This window comes from Streptomyces sp. NPDC005775, from assembly GCF_042871565.1.
In the GTDB taxonomy this organism is placed as follows: Bacteria; Actinomycetota; Actinomycetes; order Streptomycetales; family Streptomycetaceae; genus Streptomyces.
In genome coordinates this window covers 395042-412528 of record NZ_JBIAIU010000003.1, presented here as the reverse complement: position 1 = coordinate 412528, position 17487 = coordinate 395042, and the positions used below count along the sequence as shown (strand labels likewise).

Below are 17487 nucleotides of genomic sequence, written 5' to 3'. Positions count from 1 at the left end.
CTGAACGTCCATGCCTAACCACGGGAGAGCACCGGTTGGCTACCCATCCGACTGCTTCCCACCCGCACGAGTGCCCGCCGCTGCGGTGGCCTTGCCGCCGCCCGGCGGCCCGCCACCCGCGCCCTTGCCGCCCGCCCCGGGGGTCTCGAAGGACTCCAACGCCTCCAGGACGTCCTGGACACGGGAGATCTCCGTGTTGATGTCCGCGCGCCGGCGTACCAGGACATCGAGCTCGTGCCGGCCCTCGTCCACCGTCCGCTTGGCCTCGGCCTCGGCGTCGGCCCGCAGCTTCTCGGCCTCGCGCACCAGGCTGGCCTTCTTCTGCTCGGCCTCCTTGAGCAGCGACTCCGCCCGCTTCACGGCCGCGATGCGGACCTTGCTCGCCTCGGAGTTGGCGTCCGACAGCAGCTCCTTGGCCTTCGCGGCGGCCTCCTCGCGCTGCTCGGTCGCCGCCTTCATCAGCTTGTCGACGCGTTCGCCGACCGTCTTGACCTGCTCGGACGTCTCCCGCCGCGCACGATCGTGCAGCTCCTGCACCTCGGCCTCGGCCCGCGTCCTGAGCTCCTCGGCCCGCTCCCGGATCTGGGTGGCGTCCCGGCGGGCACCGACCAGCAGCTCGTCCGCGTCCGTCCGGGCCCGCTCCACCAGGGAGTTGCCCTCGACGGTCGCCTCGGAGGTGATCCGCACGGCCTCCTTGCGAGCCACCCCGACCATCGTGTCGGCCTGCTCCTCGGCCTCGGTGGCAGCGCGCAGCGCCTCCTCCTGGGCCTTGTTGATCAACTGGTCCGCCTGCTCGGCCGCATCGGCGCGGCGCTTCGAGGCCGACTCGCGCGCCTCGTCCAGCAGCCGGTCCGCCTCCTGGCGCGCCTCGGCACGCATCTGCTCGGCCGCCGCCTCGGCGTCGCCCCGCAGCCGCTCCGACTCCTCGCGGGTACGGGCCGCGTGCTCCTGCGCGGAACCGACGGTCGCCGCCGCCTCCGCCCGCAGCCGCTCCGCCTCGCCCGCCGCCTCGTCACCGAGCCGGGCCGCCTGCTGCGTGGCCTCCGCCCGCAGCCGCTCCGCCTCGGCCGTGGCCTCGGAGACCAGGCTGTCGGCCTGCTGCGTCGACTCCGTACGGATCCGCTCGGCCTCGGCCGTGGCCTCGGACATCAGGCTGTCGGCCTGCTCCGCCGCCTGGGACCGCATCCGGTTGGCGTCCTCACGGGCCTCGGCCCGGCTGCGCGACGCGTCCTGCTCGGCGGACGCCAGGGCGTCGGACGCCTCGGTACGCATCCGCTGGCTGTACTCCGCGGTGTCGGCCCGCAGCCGCTCCGACTCCGTGATCGCCTCGGAGACGGTGCGCTCGGCCATCGCCTTCGCGGCGTCGGTCTCCTCCTGCGCCACCCGGCGGATCCTGGCCGCGTCCTCGCCGGCCCGCTCCCGCTCCGCGTACGCGTCGGAACGGACCCGGTCCGCCTCCTCCTGCGCCTCGGACTTCGTGCGCTCCGCGACGTGCTCGGCGGTGGAGCGCAGCCCGGCGATCTCCGCCTCGGCCTGCTCCTGGAGCCCGTTGACCGAATCCCGTACCTGCTGGGCGGTCTGCTCGGCCGCGGTGACCAACTCGGTCGCGCGTGCGTCCGCCTCCTCGACCAGGCGCTGGGCCTCGGCCTGCGCCTCCTCGACCCGCTTGCGGGCGGAGGCCAGGAGCTCCTCGCTCTGCTCGCGGGCCCGCTCACGCTCCTGATTGGCCTCGGTACGTGCCGCGTCGAGGGTCTCCTCGGCCTCGCGGCGGCGCCGGTTCGCCTCCTCCTGGGCGGCGGCGAGCGCCTCGGCGGCCTCCGTGCCCACCCGCTCGGCGGCGGCCGCGGCCTCCGACCGCACCCGGTCGGCACTCTCCTGCGCCTCGGTCTTCAGACGCTCGGCCTCGGCGGCGGCCTCGCTGCGCAGCCGTACGGCGACGGTCTCGCCCTCCGCACGGGACTGCGCGGCGTCGGCCGCGGCCTCGTCGCGCAGCCGCTGGGCCTCTGCCTCGGACTGCTCCTGGAGCGTGCGCAGCCGCTCGGCGGCCTCCGCGCGCAGCCGCTCGGACTCCTCGTTCGTCTCGCGACGGACGCGCTCCGCGTCGCCGCGCGCCTCGCCCAGCGTCTGCTCGGCGGTGGCGAGACGGGTCTCGGCCTCGCCGTGCAGACGGGTCAGCTCGGCCGCCGCCTCCGTCTGCCGGGCCGCGATCGCCCGCTCGGTCTCCTCGCGCAGCCCGGCCGCCGCCTGCTCGGCCGCGGCCGTCACCGCCTCGGCCTGCTCCTCGGACTCGGTGCGCAGCCGCTCCGCCTCGGCGCGGGCCCGCTCCAGGGCCTCCTCCGCCTGCTTCTTCAGCGCCGCCGCCCGCTCGGTGGCCTCGCTGCGGACCCGCTCGCTCTCGGTGCCCGCGGCGCCGCGGAGCTCCTCCGCGTCCGCCTTCGCCTTGGCCAGCAGCTCCTCGGCGGTCTTCGCGCCTTCCTCGATCTGCTGGAGCGCCTCCCGACGGGCCTCGCCGCGGATCCGCTCGCCCTCGGCGACCGCTTCGGAACGCAGCTGCTCGGCCTCGCCGCGCAGCCGGCGCGCCTCCTCCTGGAGCTCGACCGTCTTGGCCCGGTACTCCTTGGTGTCGTCCTTGGCCGCGCCCTTGAGCTGGTCGGCCTGCTCGGCGGCCTCGCCGCGCAGCCGGTCCGCCTCGGCCTCCGCCTCACGGCGGATCCGGTCGGCCTCCTCGCTCGCCGCCCGGGTGGTCGACTTCGCGTCGTCGGACGCCTTGGTCAGCACCTCCTCGGCGGCGCGGGCCGCCTTGGCGAGCTGGGCCGCGGCGTCCTCCGCGGCGGCGGTGCGCGCGGAGTCGGCCGCCTCGGAACGGAGCCGGTCGGCCTCGGCACGGGCATCGGCGAGCGCCTGCTCGGCCTCCGCCTTGAGGGACTCGGCGTCCTTGGTGGCCTCGCCGACCAGCCGGGCGATCTCCGACTTGGCGGTACGGGTGCGCTGCTCGTTCTGCGACTCGGCTCCGGCCAGCCGCTTGACCGCGGCCTCCTTCGCCTCGGACAGGACCTTCTCCGCCTCGAGGCGCGCCTCGCGCAGCTGCGTCTCGGCCTCCTGCATGCGCTGCTCGGCGGCCCGGTTCAGCTCGGTGGTCTGCTGCCGCGCCTGCTCGGTCTCCGCCGTCGTGGACGTACGCAGCTGCTCGGCGTGGGCGGTGGCCTCCTGCGCCTGGCTGGAAGCGGCACCCAGCATCCGTTCGGCGTCCTTGCGGGCGCGCAGCAGGATCGACTCGGCCTCGGAGCGGGCGGACTCGGCCTCGGCTCCCAGACGCTGGCGCGTCTCGTCGGCCAGCCGGGCGGTCTCGGCACGGGCGGCGCTCAGCGCCTGCTCGGCCTCGGCCCGCGACTCCTCCAGCAGCCGGCGCGCCTGGGACTCGGTGCGGGCGCGCAACTGCTCGGCCCACGCCACGTTCTCGTTGACGTGGGACTCGACGGTCTGGCGGCGCTCCGCCAGCTCCTGGTCGAGCTGCTGGCGGCGCTGCACGGCCTCGTTGTGCAGTTCGGCCTGGAGCCGCGCCTGGTGCTCGGCGTGCTCCTGAAGGATCCGCTGCGTCTGCGCCCGGGCGTCACGCAGCTCGCGCTCGGCGTCGTTGCGCAGCTGGTCGGCCTGGATCTGGGCATTACGGAGCAACTGCTCCGCCTGGTAACCGATGTCCGCGCTGTCGTAGGCGGGACGGGTCGCCAGACTGCGCCGGGCCTCGTGCAGCTTGGCACGCAAGACCTCGACCTGGTAACCGAGGTCCTCGGCGTGCTGGACGGCCTTCTCCCGGTCGGTCTTCAGCCGGTCCATCTCGGCTTCGAACCGCGAGAGATGGTCGTCTTCAGCTCGGTGGCTCTCCTGGCGTTCGTAGCCCCGCACTGCGCGGTCCCATCCTTCCCCGAGCTCTCAACGTCTTCCCCAAGCTCTCAACTTCGTTCGAGCAGGAGATGCCCCACTGAGCAGGGGAGGCCCCAACCCTGGTCGCAAAGTCCACACGAGTACCGTTCACCGGCGAACGGCCCCCCGGGGAATGGTGACAGATCAACGGCTGAGGACGCGGCGCGGCCCCGACCCGGCCCCGGCCCGGAACAGCCCACTCTACCGGGCCGGGTATCCCTGAGAAGCTGTTGTCCGGCTCCCGCTGGGCCGGACCGCGGCCCGGCCGGTCAGTGCTCCGTCCGGGACGTGACCAGTTCGGTCAGTACGCCGTGGCAGTCCTTGGGGTGCAGGAAGGTGATCCGGGATCCCATCGAACCCGTCCTGGGCTCGTCGTACAGCACCCTGACACCCTTCTCGCGGATGTCCGAGGCGTCCGTGTCCACGTCCGCCGTACCGAAGGCGATGTGGTGCACTCCCTCGCCATTCTTGGCCAGCCATTTGCCTACCGCGGAGTCCTCGCGGGTCGGTTCCAGCAACTGGAGGTAGGAGGCGCCGCCGTCCGACGTCTCGTTGATCTTGAGCATGGCCTCCCGCACGCCCTGCTCCTCGTTGATCTCGGAGTGGTACACCTCGAACCCGTAGGTCGAGCGGTAGAACTCGACGGTCTTGTCGAGGTCGAAACAGGCGATCCCGATGTGGTCGATTCGCGTCAGCATGGAACCAGTGCAGCGCTCGGCGGATGGTTACGCAACGTGCGCGCGATCACACCCGCTGCCGGATGACGAGCGAGGTACTGCTCAGTACATTCAAGTAAACCCTCGTTCACTACCGATCCCAAGGGGCCGCGCCTCATGTCAGGAACGACCGGAACCACCTCAGTGATCGTCGCGGGCGCCCGTACGCCCATGGGCCGCCTCCTCGGCTCCCTGAAGAGCTTCTCCGGAGCCGACCTCGGCGGCTTCGCCATCAAGGCGGCGCTGGACCGGGCCGGCATCGGCGGCGACCAGGTCGAGTACGTGATCATGGGCCAGGTGCTGCAGGCCGGGGCAGGGCAGATCCCGGCACGCCAGGCGGCCGTCAAGGCCGGCATCCCGTTGAGCGTCCCGGCGCTCACCGTCAACAAGGTGTGCCTCTCCGGGCTCGACGCCATCGCCCTGGCCGACCAGCTGATCCGCGCCGGCGAGTTCGACGTGGTCGTGGCCGGCGGCCAGGAGTCCATGACGAACGCCCCGCACCTGCTCCCCAAGTCCCGCGAGGGCCACAAGTACGGCGCCATCGAGATGCTCGACTCGATGGCGTACGACGGTCTGACCGACGCCTACGAGAACATCCCGATGGGCGAGTCCACCGAGAAGCACAACACCCGTCTCGGCCTGGCGCGTGCGGCCCAGGACGAGATCGGCGCCCTGTCCCACCAGCGCGCCGCCGCGGCGCAGAAGAACGGTCTCTTCGAGGCCGAGATCACCCCGGTCGAGATCCCGCAGCGCAAGGGCGACCCGGTCCTCTTCTCCAAGGACGAGGGCATCCGCGCCGAGACGACCGTCGAGTCCCTCGGCAAGCTGCGCCCGGCCTTCGCCAAGGACGGCACGATCACGGCCGGCACCTCCTCGCAGATCTCCGACGGTGCGGCCGCCGTCGTCGTCATGAGCAAGGCCAAGGCCGAGGCGCTGGGCCTGGACTGGATCGCCGAGATCGGCGCCCACGGCAACGTGGCCGGTCCGGACAACTCGCTCCAGTCGCAGCCGTCCAACGCCATCCGTCACGCCCTCAAGAAGGAGGGCATCGGCGTCGAGGACCTCGACCTGATCGAGATCAACGAGGCGTTCGCGGCCGTCGCCGTCCAGTCCATGAAGGACCTCGGCGTCACCTCGGACAAGGTCAACGTCAACGGCGGCGCCATCGCGCTCGGTCACCCCATCGGGATGTCCGGCGCCCGCGTGGTGCTGCACCTGGCGCTGGAGCTCAAGCGGCGCGGCGGCGGCACCGGGGCGGCGGCGCTGTGCGGCGGCGGCGGCCAGGGCGATGCGTTGATCATCCGCGTACCGGGCAAGTAGTCGGTACGAGCGAGCGAGGAGGCCGAGCGTGAAGGTGGACGTCCCCACCCTGGTCGAGCAGGCGCGGGAGGGCCGGCCGCGGGCCGTGGCCCGGCTCATCTCCCTGGTGGAGGGGGCGTCGCCGCAACTGCGCGAGGTGATGGCCGCGCTGGCACCCCTGGCGGGGAACGCCTGCGTCGTCGGCCTGACCGGATCCCCGGGTGTCGGCAAGTCGACATCGACGTCGGCGCTCGTCTCCGCCTACCGGCGGCAGGGCAAGCGGGTCGCCGTGCTCGCCGTCGACCCGTCGTCGCCGTTCTCCGGCGGCGCGCTCCTCGGGGACCGGATCCGGATGTCGGACCACGCGTCCGACCCGGGCGTCTACATCCGCTCCATGGCCACGCGGGGCCATCTGGGCGGTCTCGCCTGGTCGGCCCCGCAGGCGATCCGGGTGCTGGACGCGGCGGGCTTCGACGTGATCCTGGTGGAGACGGTGGGGGTCGGCCAGTCGGAGGTGGAGATCGCCTCCCAGGCCGACACCTCCGTCGTCCTCCTCGCCCCGGGCATGGGCGACGGCATCCAGGCGGCGAAGGCCGGAATCCTGGAGATCGGCGACGTGTACGTGGTGAACAAGGCCGACCGGGACGGCGCCGACGCCACCGCCCGCGAGCTCAACCACATGCTGGGCCTCGGGGAGTCCCGCGGTGCCGGCGACTGGCGCCCCCCGATCGTGAAGACGGTCGCCGCCCGGGGCGAGGGCATCGACGAGGTCGTCGAGGCGCTGGAGAAGCACCGGGCGTGGATGGAGGAGCACGGTGTCCTCGCCGAGCGGCGCACGGCCCGCGCCGCCCGTGAGGTCGAGACGATCGCCGTCACCCGCCTCCGCGAACGCATCGGGGACCTGCACGGCGACCGCCGCCTGGACGCCCTCGCCGCACGCATCGTGGCCGGGCGACTCGATCCGTACGCGGCGGCGGACGAACTGGTGGCGGGGCTCACCGGCGAGGCCTGACCGGCCTCGCTCCCGTTCCCGGCGCGGCGTGCGGCCGCACCGGGAACGGGGCCCTGCCTCAGTCGTCGTCGGAATCGCGCCCGTCGTCCGAGCGGTCCACCGTGACCGCGGCCGACTTCGCGTCCACGTCCATCTCGTGCTCCTTGCCGTCCTCGCCGCGGACATCGACCTCCCAGTGCGTCGCCCCGCCCTCGCGACCGTCCAGCTCGATGGAGGTCACCGTGCCCGGGGACTCCTTCAGCGCGGCGGCGACCGCCGCGTCGAGCGTGACGGGGGCCGGGCGGGGGGCACGGCGGTCGCGGTCGTCGTTGTCGTCGGACGCGTGCTTCCCGAGCACCTTGCCGTCGCCCGCGTCCACCGTCACGTCGTGCGTGATCTTGTCGGAGCCGTACACGTCCAGCTCCCAGACCACGGCGCCGTCCTCGTCGTCGAGCTCCGCCCCGGTCACCGTGCCCGGGACGGCCCGGACGGCGGACGAGGCCGCGTCGCCCACGGAGACGCGCGCCGCGGCGCCCCTGTCCGCGTCGCGGCCGTCGTCGGCCGCGAAGGCCACGGCCGTCGCGGCCGTGCCGGCGACGAGTACGGCCGCGGTGACGGCGGCGATGACGATCTTTCGCTTCATGAGGGGTTCCTCCCCGGTCGTTTCAGTCGTATGAGCGGCGTTGCGATGCGGCCCACACTGCCGGGGCGATGCTGAACGCAGCCTGAAGCCACCTGAAGCCGTCTTCAGCTTCGGTTTGCGAGGCTGTGCGCATGCGCCTGTTGATCGTGGAGGACGAGAAGCGGCTGGCGATCTCCCTGGCCCGGGGGCTCACCGCCGAGGGTTTCGCCGTGGACGTGGTCCACGACGGCCTCGAGGGGCTGCACCGGGCCTCCGACGGCGCGTACGACCTCGTCGTCCTCGACATCATGCTGCCGGGGATGAACGGCTACCGGATCTGCGCCGCCCTGCGTGCCGCCGGCCACGAGGTGCCCATCCTCATGCTGACCGCGAAGGACGGGGAGTACGACGAGGCCGAGGGCCTCGACACCGGCGCGGACGACTACCTGACCAAACCGTTCAGTTACGTGGTGCTGGTCGCCCGGGTCCGGGCGCTGCTGCGGCGCCGCGCGGGGGCCGCGTCGCCGGTGGTCACGGCCGGCTCGCTGCGGATGGACACGGCCGCCCGCCGGGTCCACCTCGCCGAGGACGAGATCACCCTCACCGCCAAGGAGTTCGCGGTGCTGGAACAGCTCGTACTGCGGGCCGGGCAGGTGGTCAGCAAGGCGGACATCCTGGAGCACGTCTGGGACTTCGCCTACGACGGCGACCCGAACATCGTCGAGGTGTACGTCAGCACCCTGCGCCGCAAGCTGGGCGCGGCCGCCATCCGTACGGTGCGCGGTGCCGGCTACCGGCTGGAGACGCCGTGAGGTCAGTACGGGCCAGAGCGGCGCTCGGCGCCACCCTCGTGGTCGCGCTCGCGCTGGCCGCCGCCGGGCTCGCCGTCCTCCTCGTCCTGGGGGCCAACCTCACCGACCAGGCGGGTCTCCAGGCCGAGGTCGCGGCCCGGGAGACCGCGGGACAGCTGGCCCTGGGCGTGCCGTACGACAAGCTGGACATGAGCGACGAGGAGGACCACCCCGTCCAGGTGACCGACGAGGACGGCCGGGTGGTCGCCGTATCGAAGGACCTGGAGGCGATCTCCGGCACCGGCACGGGCGGGGTCGCGCCGCAGCGCCCGCCCGCCGCCACGGGCGATGACGACGAGGAACGCGACGACGACGACGCCACCGCCGATCCCGCCCGCGGTGAGGTCTCCACCGACGACCCGGACTTCACCCACGGCACCGCCACCGTCGACGGCGACCGCGCCGACTACCGCTTCGCCTCCGTCGAGGCCACGAACCCGGCGGGGCTGACCCTGACCGTGCACGCGGGCGCCCCGCTCGCCGCGGAGCAGCGGGCCGTCGCCAGCGTGCGCGGCGCGATGCTGGCCGGACTGCCCGTCGTGCTCCTCGTCGTCGCCGGGGTGACCTGGCTGGTGACGCGCCGGGCGCTGCGCCCGGTCGAGGGCATCCGGCGCGAGATGGCCGCGATCACCGCGTCCGAGGACCTGAGCAGGCGGGTGCCGGAGCCCGGTTCGCACGACGAGATCGCCCGCCTGGCCCGTACGACCAATGAGACGCTCACCGCGCTGGAGGCCTCCGTCGAGCGGCAGCGCCGCTTCGTCGCCGACGCCTCGCACGAGCTGCGCAACCCGATCGCGTCGCTCCGCACCCAGCTGGAGGTGGGCGCCGCGCACCCGGGGCTGCTGGACGTGACGGGCGCGGTCGCCGACACCGTACGGCTCCAGGCGCTGGCCGCCGATCTGCTGCTGCTGGCCCGGCTGGACGCGGGGGAGCGGCCGGGCGCGGCCCTGCTGGAGCTCGGCGCCCTGGTCCGTGAGGAGGTCTCGCAGCGCACCGGTGACCGGATCCCGGTGACGGTGTCCGCGCCGGAGGCCGGGGGCTTCGAGGTGACGGGTTCCCGTGCGCAGCTGGCCCGGGTGCTCGGCAATCTGCTGGACAACGCCGAGCGGCACGCACACGGTGCGGTGGCGGTCGCCGTGCGCCGGGAGGGCGGCGGTGTCGTCGTCGAGGTCACCGACGACGGCGCCGGGGTCCCCGAGGCGGAGCGAGAGCGGATCTTCGAACGGTTCGTCCGCCTCGACGACGCCCGTACCCGCGACGAGGGCGGCGCGGGCCTGGGCCTGGCCATCGCCCGCGACGTGGCCGTGCGGCACGGGGGCCGGCTGAGGGTGTCGGGAGCGGGGGAGCGAGGCGCCCGGTTCGCGCTGTGGCTGCCGGACGCCCGCTGAGGACCCGGTGGGTCAGAGCTTTCCGCGCCGCCCGCGCAGGTGGTCGGCGACCGGGGTCAGGGCCGTGTGCAGCTGCTCCAGGGCCTCGGGTGGCAGCAGGTCCATGAAGTGTTTGCGGACCGACGCCACGTGGTGCGGCGCGACCTTGCGCATCGTCTCGGCACCGGTCTCGGTGAGGACCGCGTACAGCCCCCGGCGGTCGGACTCGCAGTTCTCCCGGCGGACCAGGCCCGCGCTCTCCATGCGGGTGATCTGGTGCGAGAGCCTGCTCTTGGACTGCAGCGTGGCGCCGGCGAGGTCGCTCATCCGCATGCGCTGGTCGTCCGACTCCGACAGATTGACGAGGATCTCGTAGTCGTTCATGGTCAGGCCGAACGGCTGGAGGTCCTTCTCCAGTTGGTGCGTCAGCAGCCTGCCGACGTCCAGGTGGGTGCGCCAGGCGCACTGCTCCGCGTCGCTCAGCCAGCGGGTGGCCGTCTCGGTCTCCATATATGGATTCTACCTAAGAAGTTGAAAGCCGGACGAAGTGAGGGAGTGTGACGCCCGGCACGCGCTCGCAGACTGGGCGCAGACGTTCGACGTCACACTCCGCAGACTACCGCTCACAACCCGAAGCGACGCTGGATGTCCCCCAGCTGACCTGGCATGCGGGGTGCGGACCCAGGTTGACCCGCGCCTCCGCCCGGCACCCCCGCCTGCTGCGGTACGGCTCCCGTCGGCTGCTCGGCCATCAGCACCTCGGTGGACTGGAGCAACACCGTACCGGCCCCCACGAACTCGAACTGGTGCTCCTCGCCCGAGGCGCCCCCGATCCCGGTGAACGCCCGCAGCCCGCCCATCACGCCCGTCATGTAGCCGTGGTCGTAGTGATGGCACGGCGAGGGGCAGTCCGCCCAGCCCACCAGCGCCTGCGGGTCGACCCGCAGGGGCGGCTCCATGAAGACCACCGGCCCGTTGGACGCGGCGACGAACTTCCCCGTACCGATCAGCGTCAGGAATCCCGGCACGATCGACTGCTTCAGCGCCAGCGTCGGCTGGTAGGCGAGCAGATTGCCGGACCGGATCGTCAGATTCCCGTTGTCCAGGTCGTACGAGTTCACGTCGAAGGCCCGGTCCGCGAGCAGCATCTTGCCGCTGCCCTCGGCCACCACCCAGTCGCTCGCGTGCAGCGGGGAGTGGAAGCTCGTACGGATCAGCCGCTCGAAGCGGCCGTGGCCGATGCCGTTGAACTCGATCCGCCCGTAGTAGGCGATCATCTTGCCCTTCTGCAGGAACCACTGGCTCCCCTTGAGCTCCACGCAGAAGGTGTACGCGTTGACGTTGTCGTCCGACGGCAGCGTCATCGGGTCGAAGACCACGGGCGTGCTCACAGTTTCTCCTCCGACGCCTGGACGTACACCGCACCACTGCCGCTGAGCTCCAGCTGGAACGCCTCACCGGAGCCCCGCCCCACCATGTCGCGCCAGCCGAGCGCGGTGGAGAGCTTGTTGCGTACGTCGCCGTGGTGGGCGACGTACGCCTGCGGGTCCACGTGCACGTCGCGGCCCGGGGCGATCGGCAGCTCGATCACCCCGCCGTGCGCCATCACCGCCACCGCGCCATGGCCCTTGAGCGTGGTGGTGAACAGGCCCTGCCCGGTCACCTGGCCGCGCACCATGCCCATCACGCCGCCCTGCGAGCCCATGAACATCGTGCCCTGCTGGAGCGTCCCGTCGAAGGCGAGCAGCCGGTCGGCCTCCACGTAGAGGGTGTCCCCGGCCAGGTTGATCACCTGGATGTGGTGGCCGCCGTGGCCGAACATCACGGTGCCGCTGCCTTCCACGGTCATCAGCGGAGTCGCCTCGTTCGCCATCCGGCGGCCGATCATCGACATCACACCGCCCTGGCCCCCCTGGATGTTCGGCGTGAACGACACCTCGCCGCGATAGGCCAGCATCGCGCCGCGCTGGCTGAACATCTTCTGGCCGGGGATCACCGTCGCCTCGACCATCTTCGAGTTGATCTCGCGGAACGGCATCAGACATCGCCCCCGATCGTGTTCCGCTCGCTGGGCTGGACGTAGACGAGTCCCTCGCCCTCGAACCGGATCTGGAAGGACTCGCCCGACCCCTCGCCCATCAGCGTCCGGAAGTTCACCCCGGACTGGAAATGCTGCTGGAGGTTGCCCTGATGGGCGATGTAGGCGCCCGGGTCGACGAAGAGCGGGTACTGGGCGGAGACCCGCAGGACCACCGCCGAGCCGTCCGACATGATCGCCGCCTGGCCCGTCCCCTCGATCGTCGTGGTGAACAGGCCGTTGCCCGTCGCGCCGCCGCGCAGCCCCGTGAAGGTGGTGCCGGTGCGCAGGCCGGCATCGGTGCAGAGCAGATTGCTCGCTTCGACGTACAGCTTCTCGCCGCGCAGCGAGACGAGGTTGATCTCGCTCGCACGGTCCGCGAAGTAGCAGGTGCCCTGCCCGGTCACCTCCATCACGGTCATCTGCTCACCGGTCAGCCGGCGGGTCACCATGCCGCGCAGACCCTCACCGCCGCCGGTCATCTTCTTGAACGTCACCCGGCCGTCGTACGCGACCATCGAGCCGTTCTTCGCCTTGACTGCGTCGCCGGTCAGGTCGACGGCGAGCGTCTTGCTGCTTTGGAGTCGGAACATCGCCACCCGGCGAAGGTAGCGGCAGGGAGCACCGCCGGAACAGGGCCTGCGCCACGATCAGGCCCCGGAACCGCCCCTGATACGCATCCGGTACGGGACGCGGACGCAATCGGGACGTATGCCTTACGGGCCGGGCGGTACGGGACAGCCCCCGCTGCCGGGCACCCCGGGCGGCGATGCCACAATGGGGACCGCTTGTGCCTGCGTTCACAAGCTGTCACCGTCCTCCCACCGAAGGTGCCCCCGTGGACATCAAGACCGCTACCGCCCTGCACCGGCTGCGCCTCATCTCGATTCCCGAGGCGCTGTCCTTCCCCGCGCTGATCCTCTTCGGCTCGGTCCTCAGCCGGGTCTCCGACATCGACTTCCTGATGATGCCGCTCGGCATGCTGCACGGCGTGCTCTTCGTGATCTACGTGGTGGCGCTGCTGGACGTCTGGAACAAGACCAAGTGGCCGCTCAAGCGCGTCGCCTTCTTCTTCCTGCTCTGTGTGCTGCCGTTCGGCGGTCTGTACGGCGACAAGGTGCTCAAGCGCTACGAGGCCGACGGCGTCATCGCCGCGCGGGCCCGCCGGGAAGGCACGGTCAGCGCATGATCGTCGCCTTCTCCGTCAGCCCGCTGGGTGTCGGCGAGGACGTCGGCGAATACGTGGCCGACGCCGTCCGGGTCGTCCGCGAGTCCGGGCTGCCCAACCGCACGGACGCCATGTTCACGTCCGTCGAAGGTGAGTGGGACGAGGTCATGGACGTCGTCAAGCGCGCCGTCGCGGCCGTCGAGGCCCGCGCCGGACGTGTCTCCCTCGTACTGAAGGCCGATATCCGCCCGGGTGTCACCGACGGCCTGACCTCGAAGGTCGAGACGGTGGAGCGGTACCTCGCGGACTGACACCGTCGCCCCATACGCGTCCGGAGCCCTCTGCCGATCGCCGGCCGGGGGCTTCGCGCATCCCCACCCCGGTTCGGTATTCGGACCGAAGTTCGAGACGGGGAGGAGCGGAAAGTTCCTCATGGGTAAGGTCGTGGCCGTGCCGAAGCCCCTCAGTCTCCCCTTCGATCCCATCGCCCGCGCCGACGAGCTCTGGCAGCAGCGCTGGGGCCCGGTGCCCTCCATGGGGGCGATCACCTCGATCATGCGGGCGCAGCAGATCCTGCTCGGCGAGGTCGACGCGGTCGTCAGACCGTACGGACTGACCTTTGCGCGGTACGAGGCGCTGGTGCTGCTCACCTTCTCCAAGGCCGGCGAACTGCCGATGTCCAAGATCGGCGAGCGCCTGATGGTCCACCCCACCTCGGTGACGAACACCGTGGACCGGCTGGTGCGCTCCGGCCTGGTCGACAAGCGCCCCAACCCGAACGACGGCCGCGGAACGCTCGCCTCCATCACCGACAAGGGCCGCGAGGTCGTCGAGTCCGCCACCCAGGACCTGGTCGCGATGGAGTTCGGACTCGGGGCGTACGACGCCGAGGAGTGCGCGGAGATCTTCGCGCTGCTGCGTCCGCTGCGCATCGCCGCGCAGGACTTCGAGGAGATCTGAGAGGCGCGGTTCCGGGCCCCGGGGCCGCTGCAAGATCGCCCCGGACGGCCGGTTAGTCTCGATGGCATGAAACGCAGTGTGCTGACCCGCTATCGGGTGATGGCTTACGTCACCGCCGTCATGTTGCTGATCCTCTGCGTGTGCATGATCTTCAAATACGGCTTCGACAAGGGCGAGGGTCTGACGCTCGTCGTCTCCCAGATCCACGGCGTGCTGTACATCATCTACCTGATCTTCGCCTTCGACCTCGGGTCCAAGGCGAAGTGGCGCATGGGCAAGCTGGCCTGGGTGCTGCTCTCCGGTACGATCCCGACGGCCGCGTTCTTCGTCGAGCGCAAGGTCGTCCGTGAGGTCGAGCCGCTGCTCGCAGACGCCGCCCCCGCACCCGCGAACGCCTGACCCCGACCGCCCCGTGCGAAGCACCGGGCGGTTTGTCATCGACATTTACTAGGACGTCCTAGTAAATTGATATGTATGGACGCTGACGCGATCGAGGAAGGCCGCCAACGCTGGCAGGCCCGTTACGACAAGGCCCGCAAGCGTGACGCGGACTTCACCACGCTCTCCGGGGACCCGGTCGAGCCCGTGTACGGCCCCCGCCCGGGGGACGCGTACGAGGGCTTCGAGCGGATCGGCTGGCCCGGCGAGTACCCCTTCACGCGGGGCCTCCACCCGACCGGCTACCGCGGCCGCACCTGGACCATCCGCCAGTTCGCCGGCTTCGGCAACGCCGAGCAGACCAACGAGCGCTACAAGATGATCCTCGCCGCGGGCGGCGGCGGCCTGAGCGTCGCCTTCGACATGCCGACGCTGATGGGCCGGGACTCCGACGACCCCCGCGCGCTCGGCGAGGTCGGCCACTGCGGCGTGGCCATCGACTCCGCCGCCGACATGGAGGTCCTCTTCAAGGACATCCCGCTCGGCGACGTCACGACGTCGATGACGATCAGCGGCCCCGCCGTGCCCGTCTTCTGCATGTACCTGGTCGCGGCCGAGCGCCAGGGCGTCGACCCGGCCGTGCTCAACGGCACGCTGCAGACGGACATCTTCAAGGAGTACATCGCGCAGAAGGAGTGGCTCTTCCAGCCCGAGCCGCACCTGCGCCTCATCGGCGACCTGATGGAGCACTGCGCCCGCGACATCCCCGCCTACAAGCCGCTCTCCGTCTCCGGCTACCACATCCGCGAAGCCGGGGCCACGGCCGCGCAGGAGCTCGCCTACACCCTCGCCGACGGCTTCGGCTACGTGGAGCTGGGCCTCTCCCGCGGACTCGACGTCGACACCTTCGCCCCCGGGCTCTCCTTCTTCTTCGACGCACACCTCGACTTCTTCGAGGAGATCGCCAAGTTCCGCGCGGCCCGCAGGATCTGGGCCCGCTGGATGAAGGAGACGTACGACGCCAAGACCGACAAGGCGCAGTGGCTCCGCTTCCACACCCAGACGGCAGGTGTCTCGCTCACCGCCCAGCAGCCGTACAACAACGTCGTGCGCACCGCGGTCGAGGCCCTCTCCGCCGTCCTCGGCGGCACCAACTCCCTGCACACCAACGCCCTCGACGAGACCCTCGCGCTTCCCTCCGCGCAGGCCGCCGAGATCGCGCTGCGCACCCAGCAGGTGCTGATGGAGGAGACCGGCGTCGCCAACGTGGCCGACCCGCTGGGCGGTTCCTGGTACGTGGAACAGCTCACGGACCGGATCGAGGCCGAGGCGGAGAAGATCTTCGACCAGATCAGGGAGCGCGGCACCCGCGCCCACCCCGACGGGCAGCACCCGATCGGTCCGATGACCTCCGGCATCCTGCGCGGCATCGAGGACGGCTGGTTCACCGGCGAGATCGCCGAGTCCGCCTTCCAGTACCAGCAGTCGCTGGAGAAGGGCGAGAAGCGGGTCGTCGGCGTCAACGTCGCGCACGGCTCCGTCACCGGCGATCTGGAGATCCTGCGGGTCAGCCACGAGGTCGAGCGCGAGCAGGTCCGTGAGCTCGCCGGCCGCAAGGAGGGCCGCGACGACGCCCGCGTGACCGCGGCGCTGGACTCGATGCTGGCGGCCGCCCGCGACGGCTCCAACATGATCGCGCCGATGCTCGACGCGGTCCGCGCGGAGGCGACGCTGGGCGAGATCTGCGGGGTGCTGCGCGAGGAGTGGGGCACGTACACGGAGCCGCCCGGCTTCTGACGGCCCCGCGGGAGCCCCCGGTCACGATCGATCCGTCATGAGGCCTCGTCGGTACGCCGACGGGGGCGGCTCGAAGGTCCTGATCCCGGCCGGGCAACTTCGTAGGATGCAAAGGGGTGGGTGACCCGATGGGTCACCCACCCCTTCTTCCGACCTCATGGCGAAATGACAGCAGGTAGTGATGTTCGGCATCAAAAAGGCGAGTGAGGTGGAGATCGCCGAACGTGACGATTTGGCCGACCAGGTGGCCCGAGCGTTGACGATGGCCGGATTCGGCGTGCATCAGGACATCAACCGACCGGCTGTCGCGCGGAGCGTGCTGGTCTGGGCGGACCCGGCAGAAGGCTCCGAGGGAGGAGTCTTCGTGGAGTGGCTCATCGGTCCGTCCCTCACCCAAGCTCTGGCGGAAAGTGCGCAGAAGGATGAGTTGCGGTCGTCGCCGGCATTCCAGTACTTCAGCTTCGTCACCGAGCGTATGCACGCGACGTTGATCGCGATTCTCGGATCTGCGGGCTTTCACGCCGTTGATGCCGATGACGACATGAGTCCCTTCCTGATCCGCGTAAAAAGCTGATCTCCGAGGAAAGGGCCGGCTGGTCCCGTAGCGGTCGGCGGGGGCGCATCGGGCAACCCACCACCTCATGGGAGCCCGGGGCTAACCCGCGGCGGCCGCGCCCAGTCCCGCGAGCAGCAGCAGTGTGAAGCGTCGGGCCCACTCGGCATCGACGGGCTCGGCGCTGACCAGGGCCCGGTGCACCACCGCGCCGGCGATGACGTCGAAGACCAGGTCGGCGGTCAGCGCCGCCGTGGCCTCGTCCGCTTCGACGGGCAACTCCCCGCGCTCCTGAGCCCGCTGCCGGCCCTGGAGCACGAGGCGCTTCTGCCGGTTCACGATCGAGTCGCGGATCCGGGTCCGCAACGCCTCGTCGCGCGTCGACTCCGCGACCACCGCCATCAGCGCCGTCTGTGTCTCCGGCCGCTCCAGCAGCGCGGCGAACTGCAGCACCATCGCCTGCACATCGGCCGCCAGGCTGCCCAGGTCCGGCAGTTCCAGCTCGTCGAAGAGCACCGCCACGGCGTCCACGACCAGTTCGTTCTTGCCCGCCCAGCGCCGGTACAGGGTCGTCTTGGCGACCCCCGCGCGCGTCGCCACGTCGCCCATCGTCAGCTTCGACCAGCCCAGATCGACCAGCGAGGCTCTGGTGGCTTCGAGGATCGCCTCATCGGCCGCGACACTGCGCGGACGTCCCGTTCGTGAGGGTTTGGGGTGGCTGCGGCTCAGCATCCCGCGACCATACCCGCCGGTAGCTAGTTTCGGCCGACCTCTCCCGCCGTGAGAC

The 17487-nt window shown here is 71.3% G+C and carries 18 protein-coding genes; 10 read left to right on the top strand and 8 right to left on the bottom strand.

The genetic code is table 11. The annotated features are described in order from the left end of the window. Positions 1 to 39: 39 nt before the first annotated feature. Both scy and mce read right to left on the bottom strand, forming a co-directional pair. Complete coding sequence (gene scy, locus ACFYPA_RS09190; RefSeq protein ID WP_359077237.1) at positions 40 to 3903, bottom strand: polarized growth protein Scy; 3864 nt, start codon at positions 3901 to 3903, stop codon at positions 40 to 42. Between the two features lie 287 nt (positions 3904 to 4190). Next, a complete protein-coding gene (mce, locus tag ACFYPA_RS09185) occupies positions 4191 to 4619 on the bottom strand; it encodes a methylmalonyl-CoA epimerase (RefSeq protein ID WP_359077239.1) in 429 nt (142 codons plus the stop codon). Positions 4620 to 4754: 135 nt separating this feature from the next. Here mce and ACFYPA_RS09180 point away from each other — a divergent pair, with 135 nt between their 5' ends. Together ACFYPA_RS09180 and meaB are read left to right on the top strand one after the other, a co-directional pair. Then, positions 4755 to 5957, top strand: a complete 1203-nt coding sequence (locus ACFYPA_RS09180; RefSeq protein WP_359077241.1) for an acetyl-CoA C-acetyltransferase — start codon at positions 4755 to 4757, stop codon at positions 5955 to 5957. 28 nt (positions 5958 to 5985) lie between these two features. Continuing rightward, positions 5986 to 6948: a methylmalonyl Co-A mutase-associated GTPase MeaB gene (meaB, locus tag ACFYPA_RS09175; protein ID WP_359077243.1), complete on the top strand. Its 963-nt coding sequence runs from the start codon at positions 5986 to 5988 to the stop codon at positions 6946 to 6948. A 58-nt stretch (positions 6949 to 7006) separates the two neighbouring features. Here the strand turns inward: meaB and ACFYPA_RS09170 are convergent, their stop codons facing one another. Beyond that, a complete protein-coding gene (locus ACFYPA_RS09170) occupies positions 7007 to 7570 on the bottom strand; it encodes a PepSY domain-containing protein (protein WP_389130748.1) in 564 nt (187 codons plus the stop codon). A 131-nt stretch (positions 7571 to 7701) separates the two neighbouring features. Here ACFYPA_RS09170 and ACFYPA_RS09165 point away from each other — a divergent pair, with 131 nt between their 5' ends. Both ACFYPA_RS09165 and ACFYPA_RS09160 read left to right on the top strand, forming a co-directional pair. Then, on the top strand, positions 7702 to 8361 hold the full coding sequence (locus ACFYPA_RS09165; RefSeq protein ID WP_359077246.1) for a response regulator transcription factor: 660 nt from the start codon (positions 7702 to 7704) through the stop codon (positions 8359 to 8361). After that, entirely contained in the window at positions 8358 to 9788 is a 1431-nt protein-coding gene (locus tag ACFYPA_RS09160) for a sensor histidine kinase (protein ID WP_389130745.1), read from the top strand. The genes ACFYPA_RS09165 and ACFYPA_RS09160 overlap by 4 nt, the downstream gene beginning before the upstream one ends. Before the next feature lie 12 nt (positions 9789 to 9800). On the opposite strand, the gene ACFYPA_RS09155 is transcribed toward ACFYPA_RS09160, so the two are convergent. The 4 genes from ACFYPA_RS09155 to ACFYPA_RS09140 form a co-directional block, all read right to left on the bottom strand. Continuing rightward, positions 9801 to 10277 (bottom strand): MarR family transcriptional regulator, encoded by a 477-nt coding sequence (locus tag ACFYPA_RS09155; RefSeq protein ID WP_359077250.1) that lies wholly within the window; start codon positions 10275 to 10277, stop codon positions 9801 to 9803. Between the two features lie 113 nt (positions 10278 to 10390). Continuing rightward, positions 10391 to 11158, bottom strand: a complete 768-nt coding sequence (locus ACFYPA_RS09150) for an AIM24 family protein (RefSeq protein ID WP_359077251.1) — start codon at positions 11156 to 11158, stop codon at positions 10391 to 10393. Beyond that, positions 11155 to 11805, bottom strand: a complete 651-nt coding sequence (locus ACFYPA_RS09145) for an AIM24 family protein (protein ID WP_359077253.1) — start codon at positions 11803 to 11805, stop codon at positions 11155 to 11157. The genes ACFYPA_RS09150 and ACFYPA_RS09145 overlap by 4 nt, the downstream gene beginning before the upstream one ends. Next, the gene (locus ACFYPA_RS09140) at positions 11805 to 12437 is read right to left on the bottom strand and encodes an AIM24 family protein (RefSeq protein ID WP_359077800.1); all 633 of its coding nucleotides are present in this window, start codon (positions 12435 to 12437) and stop codon (positions 11805 to 11807) included. Before ACFYPA_RS09140 ends, ACFYPA_RS09145 begins: the two co-directional genes overlap by 1 nt. Positions 12438 to 12682: 245 nt before the next feature. On the opposite strand from ACFYPA_RS09140, the gene ACFYPA_RS09135 reads away from it, so the two are divergent. From ACFYPA_RS09135 to ACFYPA_RS09110, 6 genes are all read left to right on the top strand, one after another. Continuing rightward, positions 12683 to 13033, top strand: coding sequence for a DUF3817 domain-containing protein (locus tag ACFYPA_RS09135; protein WP_359077255.1), 351 nt, complete (start codon positions 12683 to 12685; stop codon positions 13031 to 13033). Then, positions 13030 to 13323, top strand: a complete 294-nt coding sequence (locus tag ACFYPA_RS09130; RefSeq protein WP_014048385.1) for an MTH1187 family thiamine-binding protein — start codon at positions 13030 to 13032, stop codon at positions 13321 to 13323. Before ACFYPA_RS09135 ends, ACFYPA_RS09130 begins: the two co-directional genes overlap by 4 nt. Positions 13324 to 13462: 139 nt before the next feature. Then, positions 13463 to 13972 (top strand): MarR family transcriptional regulator, encoded by a 510-nt coding sequence (locus ACFYPA_RS09125; protein ID WP_359077257.1) that lies wholly within the window; start codon positions 13463 to 13465, stop codon positions 13970 to 13972. Between the two features lie 66 nt (positions 13973 to 14038). After that, positions 14039 to 14371: a DUF3817 domain-containing protein gene (locus ACFYPA_RS09120; RefSeq protein WP_389130739.1), complete on the top strand. Its 333-nt coding sequence runs from the start codon at positions 14039 to 14041 to the stop codon at positions 14369 to 14371. A 75-nt stretch (positions 14372 to 14446) separates the two neighbouring features. Beyond that, positions 14447 to 16147, top strand: a complete 1701-nt coding sequence (locus tag ACFYPA_RS09115) for a methylmalonyl-CoA mutase family protein (RefSeq protein ID WP_359077260.1) — start codon at positions 14447 to 14449, stop codon at positions 16145 to 16147. 181 nt (positions 16148 to 16328) lie between these two features. Then, on the top strand, positions 16329 to 16721 hold the full coding sequence (locus ACFYPA_RS09110) for a hypothetical protein (protein WP_389131067.1): 393 nt from the start codon (positions 16329 to 16331) through the stop codon (positions 16719 to 16721). Between the two features lie 81 nt (positions 16722 to 16802). On the opposite strand, the gene ACFYPA_RS09105 is transcribed toward ACFYPA_RS09110, so the two are convergent. Beyond that, positions 16803 to 17432 carry a TetR/AcrR family transcriptional regulator gene (locus ACFYPA_RS09105; protein WP_389130735.1) on the bottom strand — a complete coding sequence of 210 codons (630 nt, stop codon included), beginning with the start codon at positions 17430 to 17432 and terminating at the stop codon, positions 16803 to 16805. Positions 17433 to 17487 lie beyond the last annotated feature (55 nt).